The organism is Sphingomonas sp. R-74633, from assembly GCF_013416555.1.
In the GTDB taxonomy this organism is placed as follows: domain Bacteria; phylum Pseudomonadota; class Alphaproteobacteria; order Sphingomonadales; family Sphingomonadaceae; genus Sphingomonas.
Window position 1 is genome coordinate 44,273 of sequence record NZ_JACCFG010000003.1, and the last position, 19,525, is coordinate 63,797.

Sequence of the window (19,525 nt, forward strand, 5' to 3'; positions counted from 1 at the left end):
CGCGCTGCTGTCGTCGGCCGTGATCCCCCGGGGGTTCGCGGCCGAAGCGGCATTGCGGGGTGCAGTCGAGCGACAATGGCTGGGGGAATGAGATGAAGCGGATCGCGTTGTTCGTTCTTGGCCTCTGCGCCGCGCTTCCCGCCGCCGCGCAGGAAGCGACGCCGACCGCCCCCGCCGAGCCGGTGCCGCTGTTCCAGGCCGCCTGCGTCAGCGGCGCGGTCCGCCTGAGCAAGAAGGTCTCCGAACCGGCGACCTATGAGAACCTGCCCATGGCCGCCCGCCGCGCGCTGGGCGCCTCAACCACCGCGTCGCGCGGCGAGGCCGAGAAGCTCCCCGCGCCCGACGCCGCCAGCGTCGCCAACACCATGTACCGGATCGCCGGCGGCCAGCTCTATCTGCTCGTCCCCGCACCGACCGCCAGCAAGAGCCCCGTCTCGGAGAGCTGCATCGTGCTGTGGTTCGGCCTGTCCGAGGATGATTATTATCTGGCCCGCAAGCTCGTTCTGCCAAACGAGGAAACCGTGCCGATGCTCGCGCGTCCTACCGCCAGTGCGGTCGGCGCGTCGGTAGCCACTTCCGCCCGTGACGGCATGAGCCTGACCGCAGCCACTTATGGTGGCTGGGTCGCGCTGCGCGCCTTCGCGCCCAATCCCGATCCGAAATCCCCCGGAGCCCAGTGAACTCATGAGCATCCTGATCAACAAGAACACCAAGGTCATCACCCAGGGGATGACCGGTGAGACCGGCACTTTCCACACCCAGCAGGCGCTTGCCTATGGCACGCAGATGGTCGGCGGCGTGACCCCCGGCAAGGGCGGCACCGAGCATATCGGCCTGCCCGTGTTCGACACCGTCGCCGAGGCCGTCACCAAGACCGGTGCCGATGCCAGCGTGATCTACGTGCCGCCGCCCTTCGCCGCGGACTCGATCCTCGAGGCGATCGACGCCGAAGTGCCGCTGATCGTCTGCATCACCGAAGGCATTCCGGTGCTCGACATGGTCAAGGTGAAGCGCGCCCTCTCGGGCTCCAAGTCGCGCCTGATCGGCCCGAACTGCCCCGGCGTGCTGACCCCGAACCAGTGCAAGATCGGCATCATGCCGGGCTCGATCTTCTCGCCGGGCTCGGTGGGCGTCGTCTCGCGCTCGGGCACGCTGACCTATGAGGCAGTGTTCCAGACCACCAATGCAGGCCTCGGCCAGACCACGGCCGTCGGCATCGGCGGCGATCCCGTCAACGGCACCAACTTCATCGACGTGCTCGAGCTGTTCCTCGCCGACGAGGCGACCAAGTCGATCATCATGATCGGCGAGATCGGCGGCTCGGCCGAAGAGGAAGCCGCGCAGTTCCTGATCGACGAGGCCAAGAAGGGCCGCAAGAAGCCGATGGCCGGCTTCATCGCGGGTCGCACGGCGCCTCCGGGCCGCCGCATGGGCCATGCCGGCGCGATCGTATCGGGCGGCAAGGGCGATGCCGAGAGCAAGATCGCCAAGATGGAAGAAGCGGGCATCCGCGTCGCGACCAGCCCGTCCGAGCTCGGCTCGACGCTGGTCGAAGTGCTCAAGGGCTGAATTGTAACGGGAGCGCTCCTATCTCCTGTACGGAATGGGAGCGCTAACAGAGACTGGATTGGTGACCATGGGCTATGAGGGCCTGGACTTCGACGACATCGCCGGCGGCGTGAGCCCCGCATTCGTCGAGACGTTGTACCGCCGCTACAAGGCGGATCCCACGGGCATCGAGCCCAAGTGGCAGCAGTTTTTCGACGGACTCGAGAACACGGCGTCGGGCCCCAGCTGGGCGAACCCGCGCTGGCCGCTCGCCGAGACGGACGCCCTCACCGCCGGGCTCGACCCGACCCAGATGGAGCCGGCGCCCAAGCCCGCCAAGGGCGGCGCCGCGCCTGCGCCCAAGCCCGCCGGCCCGGCCGCGTCGGAGAGCGACATCGCCCGCGCTGCCGGCGATTCGATCCGCGCGATGCTGCTGATCCGCACCTATCGGGTGCGCGGTCACCTTGCCGCTACGCTCGATCCGCTCGGCCTTGCCCGCCAGGACCTGCCGGCGGACATGACGCCCGAATATCACGGCTTCACCGGTGCCGACCTCGATCGCCCGATCTATCTCGGCGGCGCGCTCGGGCTGGAAAAGGCGACGGTGCGCGAGCTCGTCGAGACGCTGCGCGCGAACTACTGCGGCAATGTCGGCCTTGAGTATATGCACATCGCCGACGTCGAGGAGCGCCGCTTCCTCCAGGAGCGGATGGAGGGCAAGGACAAGGCCATCCAGTTCACCGTCGACGGCAAGAAGGCGATCCTCTCCAAGGTCATCGAGGCCGAGGAGTGGGAGCGCTTCTGCGGCAAGAAATACGTCGGCACCAAGCGCTTCGGCCTCGACGGCGGCGAAGCGATGATCCCGGCGATGGAAGCCATCATCAAGTACGGCGGCCAGCTCGGCGTGCGTGAGATCGTCTATGGCATGGCGCATCGCGGCCGGCTGAACATGCTCGCCAACGTGCTGTCCAAGCCGTACCGCGCGATCTTCCACGAATTCTCGGGCGGCTCGGCCAACCCCGATGACGTCGGCGGCTCGGGCGACGTGAAGTATCACCTCGGCACCAGCACCGATCGCGAGTTCGATGGGATCAGCGTCCACATGTCGCTGGTCGCCAACCCCTCGCACCTGGAAGCCGCCGATCCGGTCGTGCTCGGCAAGACCCGCGCGATCCAGACGATCGCCGGCGATCTCGAGAACCACACCGCCTCGCTGCCCGTGCTGCTGCATGGTGACGCCGCGTTCGCCGGCCAAGGCATCGTCTGGGAGTGCCTCGGCTTCTCGGGCATCCGCGGCTACAATACCGGCGGCTGCCTGCACTTCATCATCAACAACCAGATCGGCTTCACGACGAGCCCGCAATTCGCGCGCTCCTCGCCCTATCCGTCGGACGTCGCCAAGGGCGTCCAGGCGCCGATCTTCCACGTCAATGGCGACGATCCCGAGGCAGTGACCTTCGCCTGCAAGATGGCGATCGAGTTCCGCCAGACCTTCAAGCGCGACGTCGTGATCGACATGTGGTGCTATCGCCGCTTCGGCCACAATGAAGGCGATGAGCCCTCGTTCACCCAGCCACTGATGTACAAGGCGATCCGCCAGCATCCGTCGGTGAGCGCGGTCTATACCAAGCGCCTGATCGGCGAAGGCACGATCGACCAGGGTTTCGTCGACGAGAAGACCAAGCAGTTCAACCTGCTGCTCGAAGGCGAGTTCGAGGCCGGCAAGTCGTACCTCCCCAACAAGGCCGACTGGTTCGGCGGCCGCTGGTCGGGCCTCGCGGCTCCCGGCGATCCCGAGACGGCGCGTCGTTCGGTCGATACCGGCATCGAGAAGAAGCTGTTCGATAGCCTCGGCCGCACGCTGACCGAAGTCCCGGCGGATCTCGAGATCCACAAGACGCTCGGCCGCGTGCTCGACGCCAAGCGCGCGATGTTCCAGACCGGCCAGAATTTCGACTGGGCGACCGGCGAGGCCTTGGCCTTCGGCGCGCTGCTGTCGGAAGGCTATGGCGTGCGTCTCTCGGGTCAGGACTCGGGCCGCGGCACCTTCTCGCAGCGCCACGCCGTCTGGGTCGACCAGAATACCGAGCGCAAATATGTGCCGCTCACGACGATCCCGCACGGTTCGTTCGAGGTGCTCGACTCGCCGCTCAGCGAGTATGGCGTGCTTGGCTTCGAGTATGGTTACGCACTCGCCGATCCGAAGACGCTGGTGCTGTGGGAAGCGCAGTTCGGCGACTTCGCCAACGGTGCGCAGATCATGATCGACCAGTTCATCGCCGCGGGCGAGGCCAAGTGGCTGCGCGCCAACGGCCTGGTGATGCTGCTGCCGCACGGCTATGAGGGCCAGGGCCCCGAGCACAGCTCGGCACGTCCGGAGCGCTATCTCCAGCTCTGCGCGGAAGACAATATGCAGGTCGTCAACATCACGACGCCGGCAAACTACTTCCACCTGCTGCGCCGCCAGATGCACCGCAACTTCCGCAAGCCGCTGGTGCAGATGACGCCGAAGTCGCTGCTCCGCCACAAGATGGCGGTGTCGAAGGCCGAGGACTTCCTCGGCGACAGCCACTTCATGCGCATCCTCTCGGACCCCAGCGCACCGGCCGATACCGATGTGAAGCGTCTCGTCCTGTGCTCGGGCAAGGTCGCCTATGACCTGATCGAGGCACGCGACGCGGCGGGCGACAAGAATACCGCGATCGTCCGCGTCGAGCAGCTCTATCCCTTCCCGGGCGAAGCACTGGCCAAGCGCCTGTCGCGCATGCCCAATGTCGAGGAAGTGATCTGGGCGCAGGAAGAGCCGAAGAACAACGGCTATTGGACCTTCGTCGAGCCCTTCATCGAGGCGAGCCTCAAGGAAGCCGGCTCGAAGGTCGCGCGCGCGCGCTATGCCGGCCGTGCGCCCGCCGCGGCGGTCGCCACCGGCCTGATGAAACGCCACCAGGCCGAGCAGGGGGCGCTCGTCGCCGACGCGCTCGGTCACAATGTCCGCGAAGAAATTCGCCGGACCCGCAACCAGTAAACCCGTCCCCAGGAACGAGGAAAGACAATGGCAGACGTTAAAGTCCCGGTGCTGGGCGAGTCGATCACCGAAGCAACGGTCGGCGAATGGCTGAAGAACCCCGGCGATCCCGTCGCGCTCGACGAACCGATCGCCAGCCTCGAGACCGACAAGGTCTCGGTCGAAGTCGGCAGCCCGGTTGCCGGCGTGATGGGTGAGCAGATCGCCAAGGTCGGTGACACGGTCGAAGTCGGCGCAGTGATCGCGGTGGTGACCGAGGGCGGCGCCGCTGCCGCACCGAGCGCGGCGCCCGCCGCTGCGCCCGCTCCCACCCCGGCCCCGGCTGCCGCTCCGGCGCCCAGCGACGAAGCTGCTGCGCTCTCGCCGTCGGTTCGCCGCGCGGTGCTCGAGACCGGCGTCGATCCCTCGACCGTGCAGGGCACCGGCAAGGACGGCCGCCTGACCAAGGACGATGTGATGACCGCGGCGAGCAACAAGCCCGCTCCGGCCGCCACCCCGGCCCCCGCCGCCGCGCCGGCTGCTTCCTCGGCCAATGGCCGCAAGGAAGAGCGCGTCAAGATGACGCGCCTGCGCCAGACCGTCGCCAAGCGCCTCAAGGAAGCGCAGAACACCGCCGCGATGCTCACCACGTTCAACGACGTGGACATGACCGCGGTGATCGAGGCCCGGACCAAGTACAAGGATCTGTTCGAGAAGAAGCACGGTGTTCGCCTGGGCTTCATGGGCTTCTTCGTGAAGGCCGCCTGCATGGCGCTCAAGGACATCCCCGGCGTCAACGGCTCGATCGAAGGCGATGAGATCGTCTATCACGATTATTGCGACATCTCGGTCGCCGTCTCCGCCCCGCAGGGGCTGGTCGTCCCCGTGATCCGCGACGCCGAGACGCTCTCGGTCGCCGGCATCGAGAAGACGATCGGCGACTTCGGCAAGCGCGCCAAGGACGGCACGCTCAAGATGGAAGAAATGAAGGGCGGCACCTTCACCATCTCGAACGGCGGCGTGTTCGGCTCGCTGATGTCGACTCCGATCATCAACCCGCCCCAGTCGGCCGTGCTCGGCCTGCACCGCATCGAGGACCGCCCCGTGGTCCGCGACGGCCAGGTCGTCGTCCGCCCGATGATGTATCTCGCGCTCAGCTACGACCACCGCCTGGTCGATGGCCGCGAGGCAGTGACCTTCCTCGTCGCGCTCAAGAACGCGATCGAGGATCCGACCCGTCTGCTGATCGACCTTTGATCGCAGAAGACCAGCTGATCCCCGGCGAAGGCCGGGGCCCAGTTGGGTATGACGTTTGAAACTAGGCGAGACGCGCACCAGATTCCGTCTCGATACTGGGCCCCGGCCTTCGCCGGGGAACAAGGAAGAGAAGAACATGGCCGACTATGATTTCGACGTCCTGGTGATCGGTTCGGGCCCCGGCGGCTATGTCGCGGCGATCCGCGCAGCGCAGCTCGGCCTGCGCACCGGTTGCGTCGAGAGCCGCGAGACGCTTGGCGGCACCTGCCTCAACGTCGGCTGCATCCCCTCCAAGGCACTGCTCAACGCGTCGGAGAAGTTCGACGAGGCGAAGAACGGCGTCCTCGCCAAGCACGGCATCAAGCTCGGCTCGGTCGAGCTCGACCTCCCGACGATGATGGCCGACAAGGACAAGGCCGTCACCGGCCTCACCGGCGGCGTCGCCTTCCTGTTCAAGAAGAACAAGGTCGAGTGGGTGAAGGGCCTCGGCACCTTCATCGACGCGCACACCGTGCAGGTCGGCGATCGCAAGGTCACTGCCAAGAACATCGTCATCGCCACCGGCTCGTCTGTCACCCCGCTTCCGGGCGTCGAGATCGACCAGAAGGTCGTCGTCGACTCGACCGGCGCGATCGCGCTGGACAAGGTGCCCGAGCACATGATCGTGATCGGCGGCGGCGTGATCGGCCTCGAGCTCGGCTCGGTCTGGCAGCGCCTCGGCGCCAAGGTCACCGTGGTCGAGTTCCTCGACCAGCTGCTCCCGGGCATGGACGGCGAGGTCCGCAAGGAAGCCGCCAAGATCTTCAAGAAGCAGGGCATGGAGATCAAGCTCTCCACCAAGGTGACCGGCGTGACCGTGAGTGGCGGCAAGGCGACCGTGACGGTCGAGCCCGCCGCCGGCGGCGCTGCCGAGACGCTCGAGGCCGATGCCGTCCTCGTCTCGATCGGCCGCCGTCCGAATACCGAAGGCCTCGGCCTCGACAAGATCGGCCTCGCCACCAACCAGCGCGGCCAGATCGAGACCGATCACAGCTTCCGCACCGCCGTCGACGGCGTCTGGGCGATCGGCGACGTCATCCCGGGCCCGATGCTCGCGCACAAGGCCGAGGACGAAGGCATTGCGGTCGCCGAGAATATCGCCGGCCTCACCGGCATCGTGAACCACGACGTGATCCCGAGCGTGGTCTACACGCACCCCGAGATCGCCGGCGTCGGCCTGACCGAAGAACAGGCTTCGGCACGCGGCGAGATCAAGGTCGGCAAGTTCCCGATGGCCGGCAACAGCCGCGCCAAGGCGATCGACGACACGGTCGGCTGGGTGAAGGTGATCGCCGACGCCAAGACCGACCGCGTGCTCGGCACCTGGATCATCACCTCGGTCGCCGGCACGATGATCGCGCAGGTCGCCCAGGCGATGGAGTTCGGCGCGACTTCGGAAGACATCGCCTATACCTGCCACGCGCACCCGACGCACAGCGAGGCGATCAAGGAAGCGGCGATGGCGGTGCTCGGCAAGCCGATCCACGTCTGAGCCGGCCGACGGCGCGGCTTTGCCGCGCCGCTTGTGCCAACCCAAGCCCCGCGCCTAGGATCGAGCCTGGTGTCTTTGACGACAGGCTTGCCTATGCCCGTGGAAGCGCAGATCGCGGCCTATATCGCCGCCCAGCCCGAGCCCAAGCGCAGCGACCTGCAGGCGCTGCACGATCGCGTCCTCCAGATACTCCCCGGCGCCAAAACCTGGTTCCTCGACGGCACCGACGATACCGGCAAGATCGTCTCCAATCCGAATATCGGCTTCGGCTCCCGCACGATGCATTATGCCGACGGCAAGACGCGCGAATTCTACCGGGTCGGCCTGAGCGCGAACACCGCCGGCATCTCGGTCTATATCCTCGGCATCGAGGACAAGAACCATCTGGCGGAAACCTATGGGCCGACGCTCGGCAAGGCCAAGGTCACCGGCTATTGCATCAGGTTCAAGGCGTTGAAGGACATCGACCTCAGCACGCTCGAGGCCGCGATCCGCGACGGCGCTGCCCGCGATTAATTGACCGCCCAGGGTCCGCTCAGCTTCGGCCGGATGCGCACCAGCGCGAAGCTGATCACCGCGCTGGCGATTGGCGCCAGCCACAAGGCCGTCCAGCCCCAGCGGACATGGCTCGCCGCGCCCATCACCACGCCGGCGAGGAAGCCCAGCCACAGGAACAGATAGAGCGACCAGCCCCAGCGGTCCTTGTCGCCCATCAGCGCGCCGGCCATCTTCTGCCCCATCTTGACCAGCGAACCGGTCATATAGGTCACGCCCACGCTCACTTCGCCCTCGCGGTTGAGGATGCCGTTCTCGCAGCCCATCGCCATGGCGAGGAAGATCAGCACGAGCGGCCCCGGCGCGAGGCTGGCGACTGTCGCGGCCACCACGAGAAGCACCGTCACCGCCGCCATCACGCTCTCGCGGAACCGCGCCTGGCGCCAGCGCGTGATCACGCTCGCCAGGATCACGCCGCTGACGAAGCTCAGCACCAGGCTCGCCGCGGTCGCCGCGTCCCCGGGAATATCGCCGCCCAGCCCCACGCCGAGCCGAGTCGTGTTGCCGCTCATAAAGGCGGTGAAGAAGCCGCCCAGGCTGGTGAAGGCGAGGGCATCGACAAAGCCGGCAAGCGCGGCAAGGCAGATGGCGATGACGATCAGGGGGGACTCGGTACGCTGCATGGCGCTCTCATGCCCCAGCCGCGCATTTGACAGCAAGCCGTTCCCCGCATGAAACATCTTTCATGGAAGCCGTAACCGCCGCCGCCCGTATCGGGCCGATCCTGCCCTGGCTCGACCTGTTCGGCATCGCCGTGTTCGCCGCCACCGGCGCGCTCGCCGCCGCGCACCGCGCGCAGACCTTCGTCACCGCCGCCTTCTTCGCGCTCGTCACCGGCGTCGGCGGCGGCACGATCCGCGACCTGCTGATCGGCGCGCCGGTCTTCTGGGTGCATGACGCGACAGTCGCCACGCTGATCCTCGCCGTCGCAGTGCTGATCTGGATGACCCCGCAGCGCTGGTGGAGCGACAATACTTTCGCGTGGCTCGATGCCTTCGGCCTCGCCGCCTATGCCGCGTTCGGCGCGGCCAAGGCGCTCAGCTACGGCATCCCGCCGGTGCCCGCCGCAGTGATGGGGGTCGTAACGGCCTGCGCCGGCGGCATCATCCGCGACGTGCTGGCGAACGAGCCGTCGATCCTGATGCGCCCCGAGCTCTACGTCACTGCCGCCGCGCTCACTGCGATGCTGCAGGTGGTGCTCACCCTTGCCGGGCTGCCGGTATTCGTCGCGGGAATGCTCGCCGCCAGCGCGGGCTTTGGCCTGCGCGCCGCGGCGATCGTGTGGAAGCTCGGCCTGCCTGCCTATCGCGGGCGGCGTTAGGGCTCCATCAGCCAGGCGATCGCCGCCTCGCGATCGTCGAACACGCCGATATCGGCCCGCACTTCCTTGAGCCGCTGGACCTGCAGCCGGGCGAGCGCGGTGCTCACCACGAACGCGATCTTGCGCGCCCAGAGCTTGCGTACCTCGGGATTGTCGAGCGTGTTCTTGATCAGCTCCACCGTGTCCTGCGGCACGACATGCACGCCGCTGGCATCATAGAGCGTCACATGCTTGCCGACATCGTCGCCGAGCGAGCGGATCGCACTGCGCAGCTCCTCGCCGATCCAGGCGGCGTCCTCGGGCGCGATCAGCCCGCCGATGCGCAGATCGACAAGCTTGCGCTCGCGATCGACCTGAATGCTGTGCGAAACCGAATTGGACATGCGTGGGTCCCTCAACCACGGAAGCGGCGCCCTTAGCCGCTCGCTTCAAGACCCCTCAATCCCGGACAATCCCCATATCGGCGAATTTCCGCGGCTCGACCGGGGGAACGCGCGGCTCGTTCAATTCGCACTGCCAGAAGCCGATATCGATCCACTGGCCATGCTTGAAGCCGACCTCGCGGTAGACACCCTGGCGGCGGAACCCCACCGCTTCGTGCAGCCGGATCGAGCGATCGTTCGGCAGCGCGATCGCGCCGATCGCATGGACGAAACCCTGGGCGCGCAGCGTGTCGATCAGCGCGCTGTAGAGCAGCCGCCCCACCCCCGACCCGCTCGACGTGTCGGTCAGATAGATCGAGGTCTCGCAGACATAGCGATAGGCCGGCCGGTCACGGAACTTGCTGGCATAGGCATAGCCGATCACCCCGGCATCGGGATCGTCCGCCGCGCCGGTGGTCGCCACGATCCACGGGTAGAGCCCGTCGCTCGACGCCATGCGCTTGCGCATCTCGGCCTTGTCGGGCGCCTCAATCTCGAAGCTCGCGGTGCCGGTCAGCACATGCGGCGCATAGATCGCGGCGATGGCGGCGGCATCCTCGGGCGCCGCAGCGCGGATACCGATCACAGGCCGAGCCGCGCAGCGATTGCGTCGAACAGCGTCTGGTCTTCCAGGCTTCCGGTCGCCGGCCCCATCGCGCTGCACTCGAGGCAGCGCGCCTGCACCGATCCGCCATGCGCCAGCCGCCGCGCGTCGCCCAGCGCCCGGGCGAACATCGCGCGCTGCTCGATCGCCACCCGCGCGAACATGTCCGGCCCCGCCGCCTCGTCGGTGCGGTCGCCGTCCTCGTCCTTGTCTTCGGTCAGGCTCTCGAACAGCTTGGCCCAGCTCGAAGGCTCCTTCTCGAGATACACGGCATGCACCTTGGCCGGATCGAGCTTGGCCCGGCGTGCCGCCTCGGCAATCGCGTCGTCGATCCCGCCGAACCGGTCGACCAGCCCGAGCTGGTGCGCGGTGCCGCCGATCCAGACGCGGCCCTGCGCGATCTCGTTGACGCGCTCGGGCGTCAGCTTGCGCGCGGCCGAGACGACGCCGATGAAGCGCGCATAACCCGCCTCGATCGCCGATTGGAGCAGGCGGTCGGTCTCGGCATTGGTACCGCCATAAATGTCGGGCTGGCCGCTGAGAGGCGTGGTCTTCACCCCGTCCGCGCCCACGCCGATCTTGGCGAGCGTCTTCTCGAAAGTCGGGATCACACCGAAGATGCCGATCGATCCGGTGATCGTGTTGGGCTCGGCGAAGATCGTGTCTCCGCCGGTCGACACCCAATAGCCGCCGCTGGCCGCCAGGCTGCCCATCGAGACCACCACCGGCAGCCCCTGCGCCTTGGCCTGCAGGATCGCCTGGCGGATCTGCTCCGAAGCGAGCGCCGAGCCGCCCGGCGAGTCGACGCGCACCACCAGCGCCTTGAGGTTCTTGGTCGCCAGCCCCTTGAGCAGCAGCGCGCTCACGCTGTCGCCGGCTGCCTTGCCCGGGCCCGCCTTGCCGTCGATGATCTCGCCGGCGATCGTGATCACCCCGATCGCGTCGCCGCCGGTCGGCAGCGGGTTGGCGGCGATGAAGTCGTCAAGCTTGATCCGGTTGAACGTGCCGACGGGCTTGCCGCTCGGCGCACCGGCGATCTCGGCAACGCGCTTGCTGAACGCCATGCGGTCACCCAGCTTGTCGACGATGCCCAGCGCCAGGTTCGACTTGGCAATGTCGCCATTTGCCGCGACCACGGTGTCGGCGGGCTTGGCGAGATAATCGGCCAGCTTCGCCTTGGGCCGTGCCTTGGCGATTTCCGCCTGCCACTGCGCCCAGATCGGCTGGTAGATCGCCAGCTCGGCTTCCTTGGCCTCGGGCGACATGTCGTTGCGCATATAGGGCTCGACCGCCGACTTGAACTTGCCGACGCGGTAGATGTGCGCAGTCACGCCCAGCTTGTCCATCAGACCCTTGTAATAGAGCCGGGTGCCGCCCGGTCCGGCGAACATCGCGCCGCCCAGCGGGTTCACCCAGATTTCGCTGGCATTGGCGGCCAGTGCATAGCTGTCATCGGTATAGGCGGTGGCGTAGGCGAGCACCGGCTTGCCGCCCGCGCGCACGCGGCCCACGGCAGCTGCAACTTCGCTGATCGCCGCCGGATAGCCGCCCATGAAGCGGTCGAGATCGAGCACCACGGCCTTCACATGACTGTCGGTCTTCGCCGCGTCGAGCGCGCGCACCACGTCGCGGAGCCGCTGCTGCTTGACGGCGCTGCCGCCGCCCAGCTTGCTCCACGGATCGACTTCCTCGGGCTGTTCGACCAGCGTGCCGTCGAGCGCCACCACCAGCGCGCCGTCGCGAATCGCCGCCGGATTGGGCTTGGCCGAGAGCGCGGCGAACAGCATCGTGAAGAACAGCAGCATGAAAACCAGGACCAGAAAGTCCTTGATCCCGACCAGGATCATCCAGGCGCCTTTGACAAGCTTCACTTCGCCGCTCTCCTATGGAAATGCGAATTCGGGCTACTAGATATGCCGCATGGAGTAAACGCCCGTATTAGCGGCACAATACAGCTCCGGGACGGACTTTGAAAATTCCGTTCGGACTCCCCGTTGACGCAGCCACGGGCCATACGCATATGCCGCTCCGTTAGCAGTCGGTGAGTCCGAGTGCTAAAGCCATAGACACCATTGCAAAGAGGATTACTCGCAATGACCTTCCGTCCGTTGCACGACCGCGTGCTCGTTCGCCGCGTCGAAGCCGAGGCGAAGACCGCCGGCGGCATCATCATCCCGGACACCGCCCAGGAAAAGCCGCAGGAGGGCGAAGTCGTCTCCGTCGGTTCGGGCGCCAAGAACGAGAAGGGCGAAGTCACTCCGCTCGACGTCAAGGCCGGCGACCGCATCCTGTTCGGCAAATGGTCGGGCACCGAGGTCAAGGTCAACGGCGAGGACCTGCTGATCATGAAGGAAAGCGACATCCTCGGCATTCTCGGCTGAGACGCGCTTACCTGAGTCAACGGATTCAACATTTTCCCAGTTTTGAAAGGTCAGCCACATGGCAGCCAAGGACGTAAAATTCGGCCGTGACGCCCGCGAGCGCATTCTGCGCGGCGTCGACACCCTCGCCGATGCAGTCAAGGTCACGCTGGGCCCGAAGGGCCGCAACGTCGTGATCGAAAAGAGCTTCGGCGCTCCGCGCATCACCAAGGACGGCGTCACCGTCGCCAAGGAAATCGAACTCAAGGACAAGTTCGAGAACATGGGCGCGCAGATGATCCGTGAAGTCGCCTCGAAGGCGAACGACACGGCAGGCGACGGCACCACCACCGCCACCGTTCTGGCGCAGGCGATTGTCCGCGAGGGCATGAAGTCGGTCGCCGCCGGCATGAACCCGATGGACCTGAAGCGCGGCATCGATCTCGCCGTCCTCAAGGTCGTCGAGGACGTCAAGGCGCGCTCGAAGCCCGTCTCGGGCTCGTCGGAAGTTGCCCAGGTCGGCATCATCTCGGCGAACGGCGACAAGGAAGTCGGCGAGAAGATCGCCGAGGCGATGGACAAGGTCGGCAAGGAAGGCGTGATCACCGTCGAAGAGGCGAAGGGTCTCGATTTCGAGCTCGACGTCGTCGAGGGCATGCAGTTCGACCGCGGCTATCTGTCGCCCTACTTCATCACCAACCCGGAGAAGATGTCGGTCGAGCTCGCCGATCCGTACATCCTGATCCACGAGAAGAAGCTGTCGAACCTGCAGGCGATGCTCCCGATCCTGGAAGCCGTCGTCCAGTCGGGCCGTCCGCTGCTGATCATCGCCGAGGACATCGAAGGCGAGGCCCTGGCCACGCTCGTCGTCAACAAGCTCCGCGGCGGCCTCAAGGTCGCAGCCGTCAAGGCACCGGGCTTCGGCGATCGCCGCAAGGCGATGCTCGAGGACATCGCGATCCTGACCAAGGGCGAAGTCGTCTCGGAAGATCTCGGCATCAAGCTCGAGAGCGTTACCCTCGGCATGCTCGGCACCGCCAAGCGCGTCACGATCGACAAGGACAACACCACCATCGTCGATGGCGCCGGTGAAGCCGATGCGATCAAGGGCCGCACCGAAGCGATCCGCCAGCAGATCGAAGTCACCACCAGCGACTATGACCGTGAGAAGCTCCAGGAGCGTCTCGCCAAGCTCGCCGGCGGCGTGGCCGTGATCAAGGTCGGCGGTGCCACCGAGGTCGAGGTCAAGGAGCGCAAGGACCGCGTCGACGACGCGCTGCACGCAACCCGCGCAGCCGTTGAAGAAGGCATCGTCCCCGGCGGCGGCACGGCGCTGCTCTATGCCACCAAGGCCCTCGACGGCCTGAAGGGCGCGAATGACGACCAGACCCGCGGTATCGACATCATCCGCAAGGCGATCACCGCGCCGCTCAAGCAGATCGCGCAGAATGCCGGTCATGACGGCGCCGTTGTCGCGGGCAAGCTGATCGACGGCAACGACTCGTCGCTCGGCTTCAACGCCGCGACCGACGTGTACGAGAACCTGGTCACCGCCGGCGTGATCGACCCGACCAAGGTCGTCCGCACCGCGCTTCAGGATGCGGCCTCGGTCGCCGGTCTGCTCATCACCACCGAAGCGGCGGTGAGCGAGCTTCCGGAAGACAAGGCAGCCATGCCCCCGATGGGTGGCGGCATGGGTGGCATGGGCGGCATGGACTTCTAAGTCCGCGCACCTGCACGAAAAAGAAGGGCCGGGAGCGATCCCGGCCCTTTCTTTTTTTGCGGCAGATTGAAGCCAGTTCCCGTTGACCAGTTGGAAATCATCCGGAAATAACGTGCGACGGGTCGAAATAAAGGATGGGTCGCGTGTTCGGTTGGATTGGTGGGCGGGTGCGATGCATCGGCGGCAAGCATGAGCGTTCGGAAAAGCACGCGCAGCGCGTCGGCGAGGCCGAAAAATATATCAGCCGGTGCCGCTATTGCGGCATCCACATGACCCGCCGCGCCAAGCGGGACTGGATCGTCACGCCCAAGGGCGCCCGCTGAACTCGTCGCGATCGCCCGCCTAGGGCGACAATCGCGCTTCCCTCTACCCCGAAACCGCGACAGACTGGCGCATCCACAACAGCGCCGGGCCTACAGGCGCGTTCTCGGGGAATGAACTGATGACCGAAATCACTCGCCGCCAGGCTCTGGGCGTTGCCGCGCTCGCGCCGCTTGCCGCCGCGCTGCCCGCCTGGGCGCAGGAGACCAAGATGACCACCGCGATGTGGGACCTGACCGAGCTGTATCCGAACGACGCCGCCTGGGATGCCGCCCGCAAGCAGGCGCTCGCCGCCATCCCCGGCGTCGCCAAGTACAAGGGCCGGCTCGGCGAGAGCGCCGCTGTGCTGGCCGAAGCGATGGTCGCCCAGTCCGACCTCGGCCGCACGATCAGCCGCATCTACACCTATGCCAGCCTGAAGGGCGACGAGGATGTCCGCGTCTCCGCCTATCAGGAGAAGCTCGCCCAGGCCCGCGACCTCTACACTGCGTTCGGCGAAGCGACGTCCTGGGCCTCGCCCGAGCTGCTGACGCTGGGCAAGGCAAAGATCGACGCCTTCCTGGCCGCCAGCGAGACGCTGCGCACCCGCTTCGACTTCGCGCTCGCCGATACGCTGCGCCAGGCCGAGCACACGCTCAGCCCCGAAGGCGAATCGATCCTCGCCAGCGCCAGCTCGCCGCTCGGCGCGCCGGGCGAAATCTCCGGCCAACTGCGCTCGTCGGACATTCCCTGGCCGACGATCACGCTGTCAACCGGCAAGGCGGTCCGCCTCGATTCGCAGGGCTATTCGCTCAACCGCGACGCCCCCAACCGCGAGGACCGCAAGGCGGTGTTCAGCGCCTTCTGGACCGCGCACGGCAAATTCCAGAGCTCGTTCGGCGCGACCTATGGCGCCAAGGTGCGCGGCGACATCTTCTACGCCAAGGCGCGCAAATACCCGACCTCGCTGGCCCGTGCACTCTCGGGCAACAATGTGCCCGAGGCGGTGTATCGCACGCTGGTCGCCGAAGCGAACAAGGGCCTTCCCCAGCTCCACCGCTATTTCGAGCTGCGCCGCAAGATGCTCAAGCTGCCGGACATCGGCTATTACGACATCTATCCGTCGCTCGTGTCGATGGACCGCAGCTATACGCTCGACCAGATGCGCGCGACGACCCTGGAAGCAGTGAAGCCGCTCGGCCCCGACTATCAGGCGCGCATCGCCAAGGCGACCGCGGCCAAGTGGATGGATCCCTGGCCCCGCGAGGGCAAGCGCCCGGGCGCCTATATGAATCCCGGCGCGTTCGACGTGCACCCGTATCTGCTGCTCAACCTGAGCGACAAATATGACGGGATGAGCACCTATGCGCACGAATGGGGCCATGCGCTCCACTCGCTGCTCGCCAATTCGACCCAAGTCTACGACAAGGCCGACTACCCGATCTTCCTCGCCGAGATCGCGTCGACCTGCAACGAGCAGCTGCTCGTCGCCCATCTGCTCAAGAACGCCAAGACCAAGGAAGAGAAGCTCTTCTATCTCGGCCAGCAGATGGAGAATTATCGCGGCACCTTCTACCGCCAGACCATGTTCGCCGAGTTCGAGCTCAAGGCGCACGACATGGCGGAAGCGGGCGAAGGTCTGTCGGGCGCGCGCTTCACCAAGGTCTATGGCGAACTGCTGCGCACCTATCACGGGCCGAACATGATCCTCGAGCCCGAATATTCGAACGAGTGGGCCTATATCCCGCACTTCTACAACAGCTTCTACGTCTACCAATACGCCACCTGCATCTCGGCGGCGACCTTCTTCGCCCAGTCGATCCTCAAGGGCGGCGCAAAGGAGCGCGACAATTATCTGTCGGTGCTGAAGGCGGGCGGATCGGACTATCCGACCGAGATACTGAAGCGCGCCGGTCTCGATATGGCGAGCCCGGCCCCGTACCAGGCGCTCGTCGCCGACTTCAAGAATGTGCTCGACCAGGCCGAAGCGCTGATCGGCTGACCTCGTGTCCCTCTCCCGTTTTTTGGCGGGGGAGGGACTATCGGGCGCTCACCCGCCCAGCTGGTGCAACAGCCAGTCGTTGACGACCAGGTCGAGCACCAGATGCACCCGCGCCGTCTCGCCGCCATTCACCACGCTGTGCGGATCGGCGAGGCGCAGATACCAGGCCTCGCCCGGCGCCATCGTCACGCGTTTGCCGTTCAGCCGGAAATCGACGTCCGCATTGGTTACGATCGGCACATGGATCCGCGCGAAGCCATCGGCGACGTCGAGGTCCAGATCCTCATGCTCCTTGATCACCGACCCGGCAGCGAGCCGCATCAGCCGCACCGATCGCGCCGGGCATTCGAACGCGTCGATCACCGCCGATAGCGCCGGCATCTGCGCCCGCCACGGCGTATCGACGAAATCGACTTCGCCCGGCGCCGAATAGATCATCTGGATGGGATGCTTTGCGCTGGCGGAGGCACGCAGCGGCAGCACGCTCCAGTCGCCTTCGAAATTCTGCTTCACGAAATGCGTAGTGAAGTCCCCGCGTTCGAGCGCGGCGATGTCCGCGGCCAGCGGCGCGGGATCGAAGGCGAACGGCAGCCTTATCCGGTCGGGCAGCACCGATTGCACCTGCGCGGTCGCCATATTAGCCTCGGCCCCTTCCTTGCCTCCCGCGAGCCTATCCCACCCGCCCATGAATGCAACGTCGCCCCTTGCCGCCTTTCATGCCGCGCTGCTCGCCGATCCGGCGGCGGCACAACTTCTGGCCGAGCCGATCGAGACGCCGCGTTTCGCCAGGATGGCAATGGACTGGGCAAATGCGCGTGGGATCGCACTTACGCCCGCGATGCTCGACGATACGCCGCGGCCGGCGCCGCTGCTGCTCGACAGCTGCCCGCCCGCCGGCTGGCTGCCCGCAAAGCTGGGGCCGGACCTCACGATCGACTGGCTTCACTTCGCCGGGGTAGCGCCCAACCGTTCTTTCTTCGACATCTCGCTCACCGAAGCCGCCGCGCGCCCGCTCAATCGCGTGCTGCGGGTCCGCACCACGCTCGACACGCTGATCGACGCGCCGCGCGATCCCGGCTTCGCGCCCTCGGGGTTCGTCTTCCACATGTCGCGCTGCGGCTCGACGTTGGTTGCCCAGATGCTCGGCGCCGTGCCCGGCCATTTCGCGCTTTCGGAACCCCAGCTGCTCGACGGCCTGATCCGCGCGCCCTTCGACGATCCCGAACTTCAGGTCGAGGCACTGCGCGCGCTCGTCTATGCTTGGAGCCGCGGCGCCGACCGGCTGTTCGTCAAGCTCGACAGCTGGCACACACGCGCGCTGCCGCTGCTGCGCCGCGCCTTCCCGCAAGTGCCCTGGATCTTCCTCCACCGCGATCCGGTCGAGGTGCTGGTGTCGCACCGGCGCGAGCGCGGCTTCCAGACCGTGCCCGGCCTGATCCCGCTCGATTGGTTCGGCTTGGAACCCGACGACGCGACCCTACCCGAGGCAGAGTATATCGCGCGGGTGCTCGAGCGGATCTGCGAACCCGCCATCGCCCAGGCAGCCGACGGCGGGCTGCTCCTCGACTATACCGAGCTGCCCCAGGCCTTCTTCACGCGGATCCTGCCGCATTTCGGGCTGACGCCGACCCCGGACGAGCGCGCTACGATGGACGCGGCCGCCAGGCGGAATTCGAAGGAGCCCGATACCGGCTTCCAGCCCGACGGGGAGGCGAAGCAGCGCGAAGCCAGGCCGGACCAGCATGCCGCGGCGGCACGCGTCCGGGCCGCGCTCAGCCTTTCTTCTGCATCGCCTCGATGATCTTTTTCACTTCCTGACTGCGCCCGCGCGGCAGCACCAGGATGTCGTCTCCCGACGCGACCACAATCAGGTCCTCGACGCCGACCAGCGCCACCCGCTTGCCCGCTTCGGCGCGAACCAGGCAATTGGTCGATTCGATCACCACGGCGTCGCCGCGCACGACATTGCCGCCGGCATCGGCATGGCTGATCGCGTGGAGCGCGTCCCAGCTGCCGACATCGCTCCAGCCCATCGTAACCGGCACCACCGCGACGCGCGGCGCCTTTTCCATCACGGCATAGTCGATCGAGTCCGACGGGCTGGCGGCGAAACTATCGGCATCGGGCCAGATCCGGGCACCGTCACGCTTACCCTTCTCCATCGCCTGCTGCGCGGCATGGAGGATGTCGGGCGCATAGCTCGCCAGCGCGCCCAGAAACGCATCGGCCCGGAACAGGAAGATGCCGCCGTTCCAGGTGTGCCCGCCTGCCGCGAGCATCGCCTCGGCCGCCTCGCGCGGCGGCTTCTCGACGAAGCGCTCAACGCGGTGGACGCCCTCGGCCAGCGCCTCGCCTACCTTGAGCCAGCCATAGCCGGTCTCAGGCGAATCGGGGGTGATGCCGAAGGTGATCAGCCAGCCCTCCTGCACCAGAGGCAGTGCTGTCCGGATCGCGGCGTGGAACGCCTCGACATCGGTGATGACATGGTCCGAAGGCATCACCAGCAACGGCTCGGCGCCGCCGCCCGCCGCGATTGCGGCAAGCGCGATGGCCGGCGCCGTGTTGCGTCCGACAGGCTCGAGGATCAGCGCCTGCGCGCTGTTCTCGGCAGCGGCGAGCTGCTCCTCGACCATGTCCGCATGATGCCCGTTGGCGACGACGATCGAGCGGCCGAACTGCTCACCCGAAGCGCGCCGCGCGGTGAGCTGGAGCATCGTCTCTTCGGCGGTGAGCGACAGGAGCTGTTTGGGCTTTTCGGCGCGTGACATCGGCCACAGGCGCGTGCCCGACCCTCCCGAAAGGATGACAGGGACGATCGGCTGCGAATCCGGCATGAGCTTCGGACCTCCTGACTATATTGCAATGCGGCGAATTGCCCCGGCGGTCAAACACATGGAT

The 19,525-nt window shown here is 66.6% G+C and carries 18 protein-coding genes; 12 read left to right on the forward strand and 6 right to left on the reverse strand.

Translation table 11 applies throughout. The features are described from left to right. Positions 1-92: 92 nt before the first annotated feature. From HZY97_RS10325 to HZY97_RS10350, 6 genes are all read left to right on the forward strand, one after another. Positions 93-680, forward strand: a complete 588-nt coding sequence (locus HZY97_RS10325) for a hypothetical protein (RefSeq protein WP_180143285.1) — start codon at positions 93-95, stop codon at positions 678-680. Positions 681-684: 4 nt separating this feature from the next. After that, positions 685-1,569 (forward strand): succinate--CoA ligase subunit alpha, encoded by an 885-nt coding sequence (gene sucD / locus HZY97_RS10330; protein WP_180143286.1) that lies wholly within the window; start codon positions 685-687, stop codon positions 1,567-1,569. A gap of 67 nt (positions 1,570-1,636) precedes the next feature. Then, positions 1,637-4,573 (forward strand): 2-oxoglutarate dehydrogenase E1 component, encoded by a 2,937-nt coding sequence (locus HZY97_RS10335; RefSeq protein WP_180144477.1) that lies wholly within the window; start codon positions 1,637-1,639, stop codon positions 4,571-4,573. A 27-nt stretch (positions 4,574-4,600) separates the two neighbouring features. After that, the gene (gene odhB, locus HZY97_RS10340) at positions 4,601-5,809 is read left to right on the forward strand and encodes a 2-oxoglutarate dehydrogenase complex dihydrolipoyllysine-residue succinyltransferase (protein ID WP_180143287.1); all 1,209 of its coding nucleotides are present in this window, start codon (positions 4,601-4,603) and stop codon (positions 5,807-5,809) included. 136 nt (positions 5,810-5,945) lie between these two features. Continuing rightward, on the forward strand, positions 5,946-7,340 hold the full coding sequence (lpdA, locus tag HZY97_RS10345) for a dihydrolipoyl dehydrogenase (RefSeq protein ID WP_180143288.1): 1,395 nt from the start codon (positions 5,946-5,948) through the stop codon (positions 7,338-7,340). Positions 7,341-7,439: 99 nt separating this feature from the next. Next, positions 7,440-7,856: a DUF1801 domain-containing protein gene (locus tag HZY97_RS10350; RefSeq protein ID WP_218943017.1), complete on the forward strand. Its 417-nt coding sequence runs from the start codon at positions 7,440-7,442 to the stop codon at positions 7,854-7,856. On the opposite strand, the gene HZY97_RS10355 is transcribed toward HZY97_RS10350, so the two are convergent. After that, positions 7,853-8,518 (reverse strand): YoaK family protein, encoded by a 666-nt coding sequence (locus tag HZY97_RS10355; RefSeq protein WP_180143291.1) that lies wholly within the window; start codon positions 8,516-8,518, stop codon positions 7,853-7,855. The two genes, HZY97_RS10350 and HZY97_RS10355, sit on opposite strands and share 4 nt — an antisense overlap. Positions 8,519-8,580: 62 nt before the next feature. On the opposite strand from HZY97_RS10355, the gene HZY97_RS10360 reads away from it, so the two are divergent. Continuing rightward, positions 8,581-9,216, forward strand: coding sequence for a trimeric intracellular cation channel family protein (locus tag HZY97_RS10360; RefSeq protein WP_180143293.1), 636 nt, complete (start codon positions 8,581-8,583; stop codon positions 9,214-9,216). On the opposite strand, the gene HZY97_RS10365 is transcribed toward HZY97_RS10360, so the two are convergent. From HZY97_RS10365 to sppA, 3 genes are read right to left on the reverse strand one after another with little or no spacing between them, the layout of a single operon-like run. Continuing rightward, on the reverse strand, positions 9,213-9,599 hold the full coding sequence (locus HZY97_RS10365; protein ID WP_180143295.1) for an STAS/SEC14 domain-containing protein: 387 nt from the start codon (positions 9,597-9,599) through the stop codon (positions 9,213-9,215). The genes HZY97_RS10360 and HZY97_RS10365 overlap by 4 nt on opposite strands. A gap of 55 nt (positions 9,600-9,654) precedes the next feature. Then, complete coding sequence (locus tag HZY97_RS10370; protein WP_180143297.1) at positions 9,655-10,224, reverse strand: GNAT family N-acetyltransferase; 570 nt, start codon at positions 10,222-10,224, stop codon at positions 9,655-9,657. After that, the gene (gene sppA, locus HZY97_RS10375) at positions 10,221-12,113 is read right to left on the reverse strand and encodes a signal peptide peptidase SppA (RefSeq protein ID WP_180143300.1); all 1,893 of its coding nucleotides are present in this window, start codon (positions 12,111-12,113) and stop codon (positions 10,221-10,223) included. The genes HZY97_RS10370 and sppA overlap by 4 nt, the downstream gene beginning before the upstream one ends. A 222-nt stretch (positions 12,114-12,335) precedes the next feature. Between sppA and groES the strand changes: the two genes are divergently transcribed. The 4 genes from groES to pepF all read left to right on the forward strand — a co-directional run bounded on the left by groES (position 12,336) and on the right by pepF (position 16,627). Then, the gene (gene groES / locus HZY97_RS10380) at positions 12,336-12,623 is read left to right on the forward strand and encodes a co-chaperone GroES (protein WP_180143302.1); all 288 of its coding nucleotides are present in this window, start codon (positions 12,336-12,338) and stop codon (positions 12,621-12,623) included. A 58-nt stretch (positions 12,624-12,681) separates the two neighbouring features. Beyond that, positions 12,682-14,325 carry a chaperonin GroEL gene (gene groL, locus HZY97_RS10385; RefSeq protein WP_180143304.1) on the forward strand — a complete coding sequence of 548 codons (1,644 nt, stop codon included), beginning with the start codon at positions 12,682-12,684 and terminating at the stop codon, positions 14,323-14,325. Positions 14,326-14,468: 143 nt separating this feature from the next. After that, a complete protein-coding gene (locus HZY97_RS10390; RefSeq protein WP_180143306.1) occupies positions 14,469-14,648 on the forward strand; it encodes a hypothetical protein in 180 nt (59 codons plus the stop codon). 119 nt (positions 14,649-14,767) lie between these two features. Then, positions 14,768-16,627 (forward strand): oligoendopeptidase F, encoded by a 1,860-nt coding sequence (gene pepF, locus HZY97_RS10395; RefSeq protein WP_180143308.1) that lies wholly within the window; start codon positions 14,768-14,770, stop codon positions 16,625-16,627. A 48-nt stretch (positions 16,628-16,675) separates the two neighbouring features. Here the strand turns inward: pepF and HZY97_RS10400 are convergent, their stop codons facing one another. Beyond that, complete coding sequence (locus tag HZY97_RS10400) at positions 16,676-17,263, reverse strand: aspartyl/asparaginyl beta-hydroxylase domain-containing protein (protein ID WP_180143310.1); 588 nt, start codon at positions 17,261-17,263, stop codon at positions 16,676-16,678. A 49-nt stretch (positions 17,264-17,312) separates the two neighbouring features. Between HZY97_RS10400 and HZY97_RS10405 the strand changes: the two genes are divergently transcribed. Further along, the gene (locus HZY97_RS10405) at positions 17,313-18,428 is read left to right on the forward strand and encodes a sulfotransferase (protein ID WP_180143312.1); all 1,116 of its coding nucleotides are present in this window, start codon (positions 17,313-17,315) and stop codon (positions 18,426-18,428) included. Here the strand turns inward: HZY97_RS10405 and HZY97_RS10410 are convergent. Beyond that, a complete protein-coding gene (locus HZY97_RS10410; RefSeq protein WP_180143314.1) occupies positions 18,400-19,461 on the reverse strand; it encodes a mannose-1-phosphate guanylyltransferase/mannose-6-phosphate isomerase in 1,062 nt (353 codons plus the stop codon). The two genes, HZY97_RS10405 and HZY97_RS10410, sit on opposite strands and share 29 nt — an antisense overlap. Positions 19,462-19,525: the final 64 nt, after the last annotated feature.

Bases quoted from the DNA above. Each gene is read 5' to 3' on its own strand.
- groES (WP_180143302.1), top strand. From the start codon at position 12,336: ATGACCTTCCGTCCGTTGCACGACCGCGTGCTCGTTCGCCGCGTCGAA.
- sucD (WP_180143286.1), top strand. From the start codon at position 685: ATGAGCATCCTGATCAACAAGAACACCAAGGTCATCACCCAGGGGATG.
- odhB (WP_180143287.1), top strand. From the start codon at position 4,601: ATGGCAGACGTTAAAGTCCCGGTGCTGGGCGAGTCGATCACCGAAGCA.
- HZY97_RS10325 (WP_180143285.1), top strand. From the start codon at position 93: ATGAAGCGGATCGCGTTGTTCGTTCTTGGCCTCTGCGCCGCGCTTCCC.
- HZY97_RS10365 (WP_180143295.1), bottom strand. From the start codon at position 9,599: ATGTCCAATTCGGTTTCGCACAGCATTCAGGTCGATCGCGAGCGCAAG.
- HZY97_RS10400 (WP_180143310.1), bottom strand. From the start codon at position 17,263: ATGGCGACCGCGCAGGTGCAATCGGTGCTGCCCGACCGGATAAGGCTG.
- groL (WP_180143304.1), top strand. From the start codon at position 12,682: ATGGCAGCCAAGGACGTAAAATTCGGCCGTGACGCCCGCGAGCGCATT.
- HZY97_RS10410 (WP_180143314.1), bottom strand. From the start codon at position 19,461: ATGCCGGATTCGCAGCCGATCGTCCCTGTCATCCTTTCGGGAGGGTCG.
- HZY97_RS10355 (WP_180143291.1), bottom strand. From the start codon at position 8,518: ATGCAGCGTACCGAGTCCCCCCTGATCGTCATCGCCATCTGCCTTGCC.
- HZY97_RS10405 (WP_180143312.1), top strand. From the start codon at position 17,313: ATGAATGCAACGTCGCCCCTTGCCGCCTTTCATGCCGCGCTGCTCGCC.
- HZY97_RS10335 (WP_180144477.1), top strand. From the start codon at position 1,637: ATGGGCTATGAGGGCCTGGACTTCGACGACATCGCCGGCGGCGTGAGC.
- HZY97_RS10360 (WP_180143293.1), top strand. From the start codon at position 8,581: ATGGAAGCCGTAACCGCCGCCGCCCGTATCGGGCCGATCCTGCCCTGG.
- pepF (WP_180143308.1), top strand. From the start codon at position 14,768: ATGACCGAAATCACTCGCCGCCAGGCTCTGGGCGTTGCCGCGCTCGCG.
- lpdA (WP_180143288.1), top strand. From the start codon at position 5,946: ATGGCCGACTATGATTTCGACGTCCTGGTGATCGGTTCGGGCCCCGGC.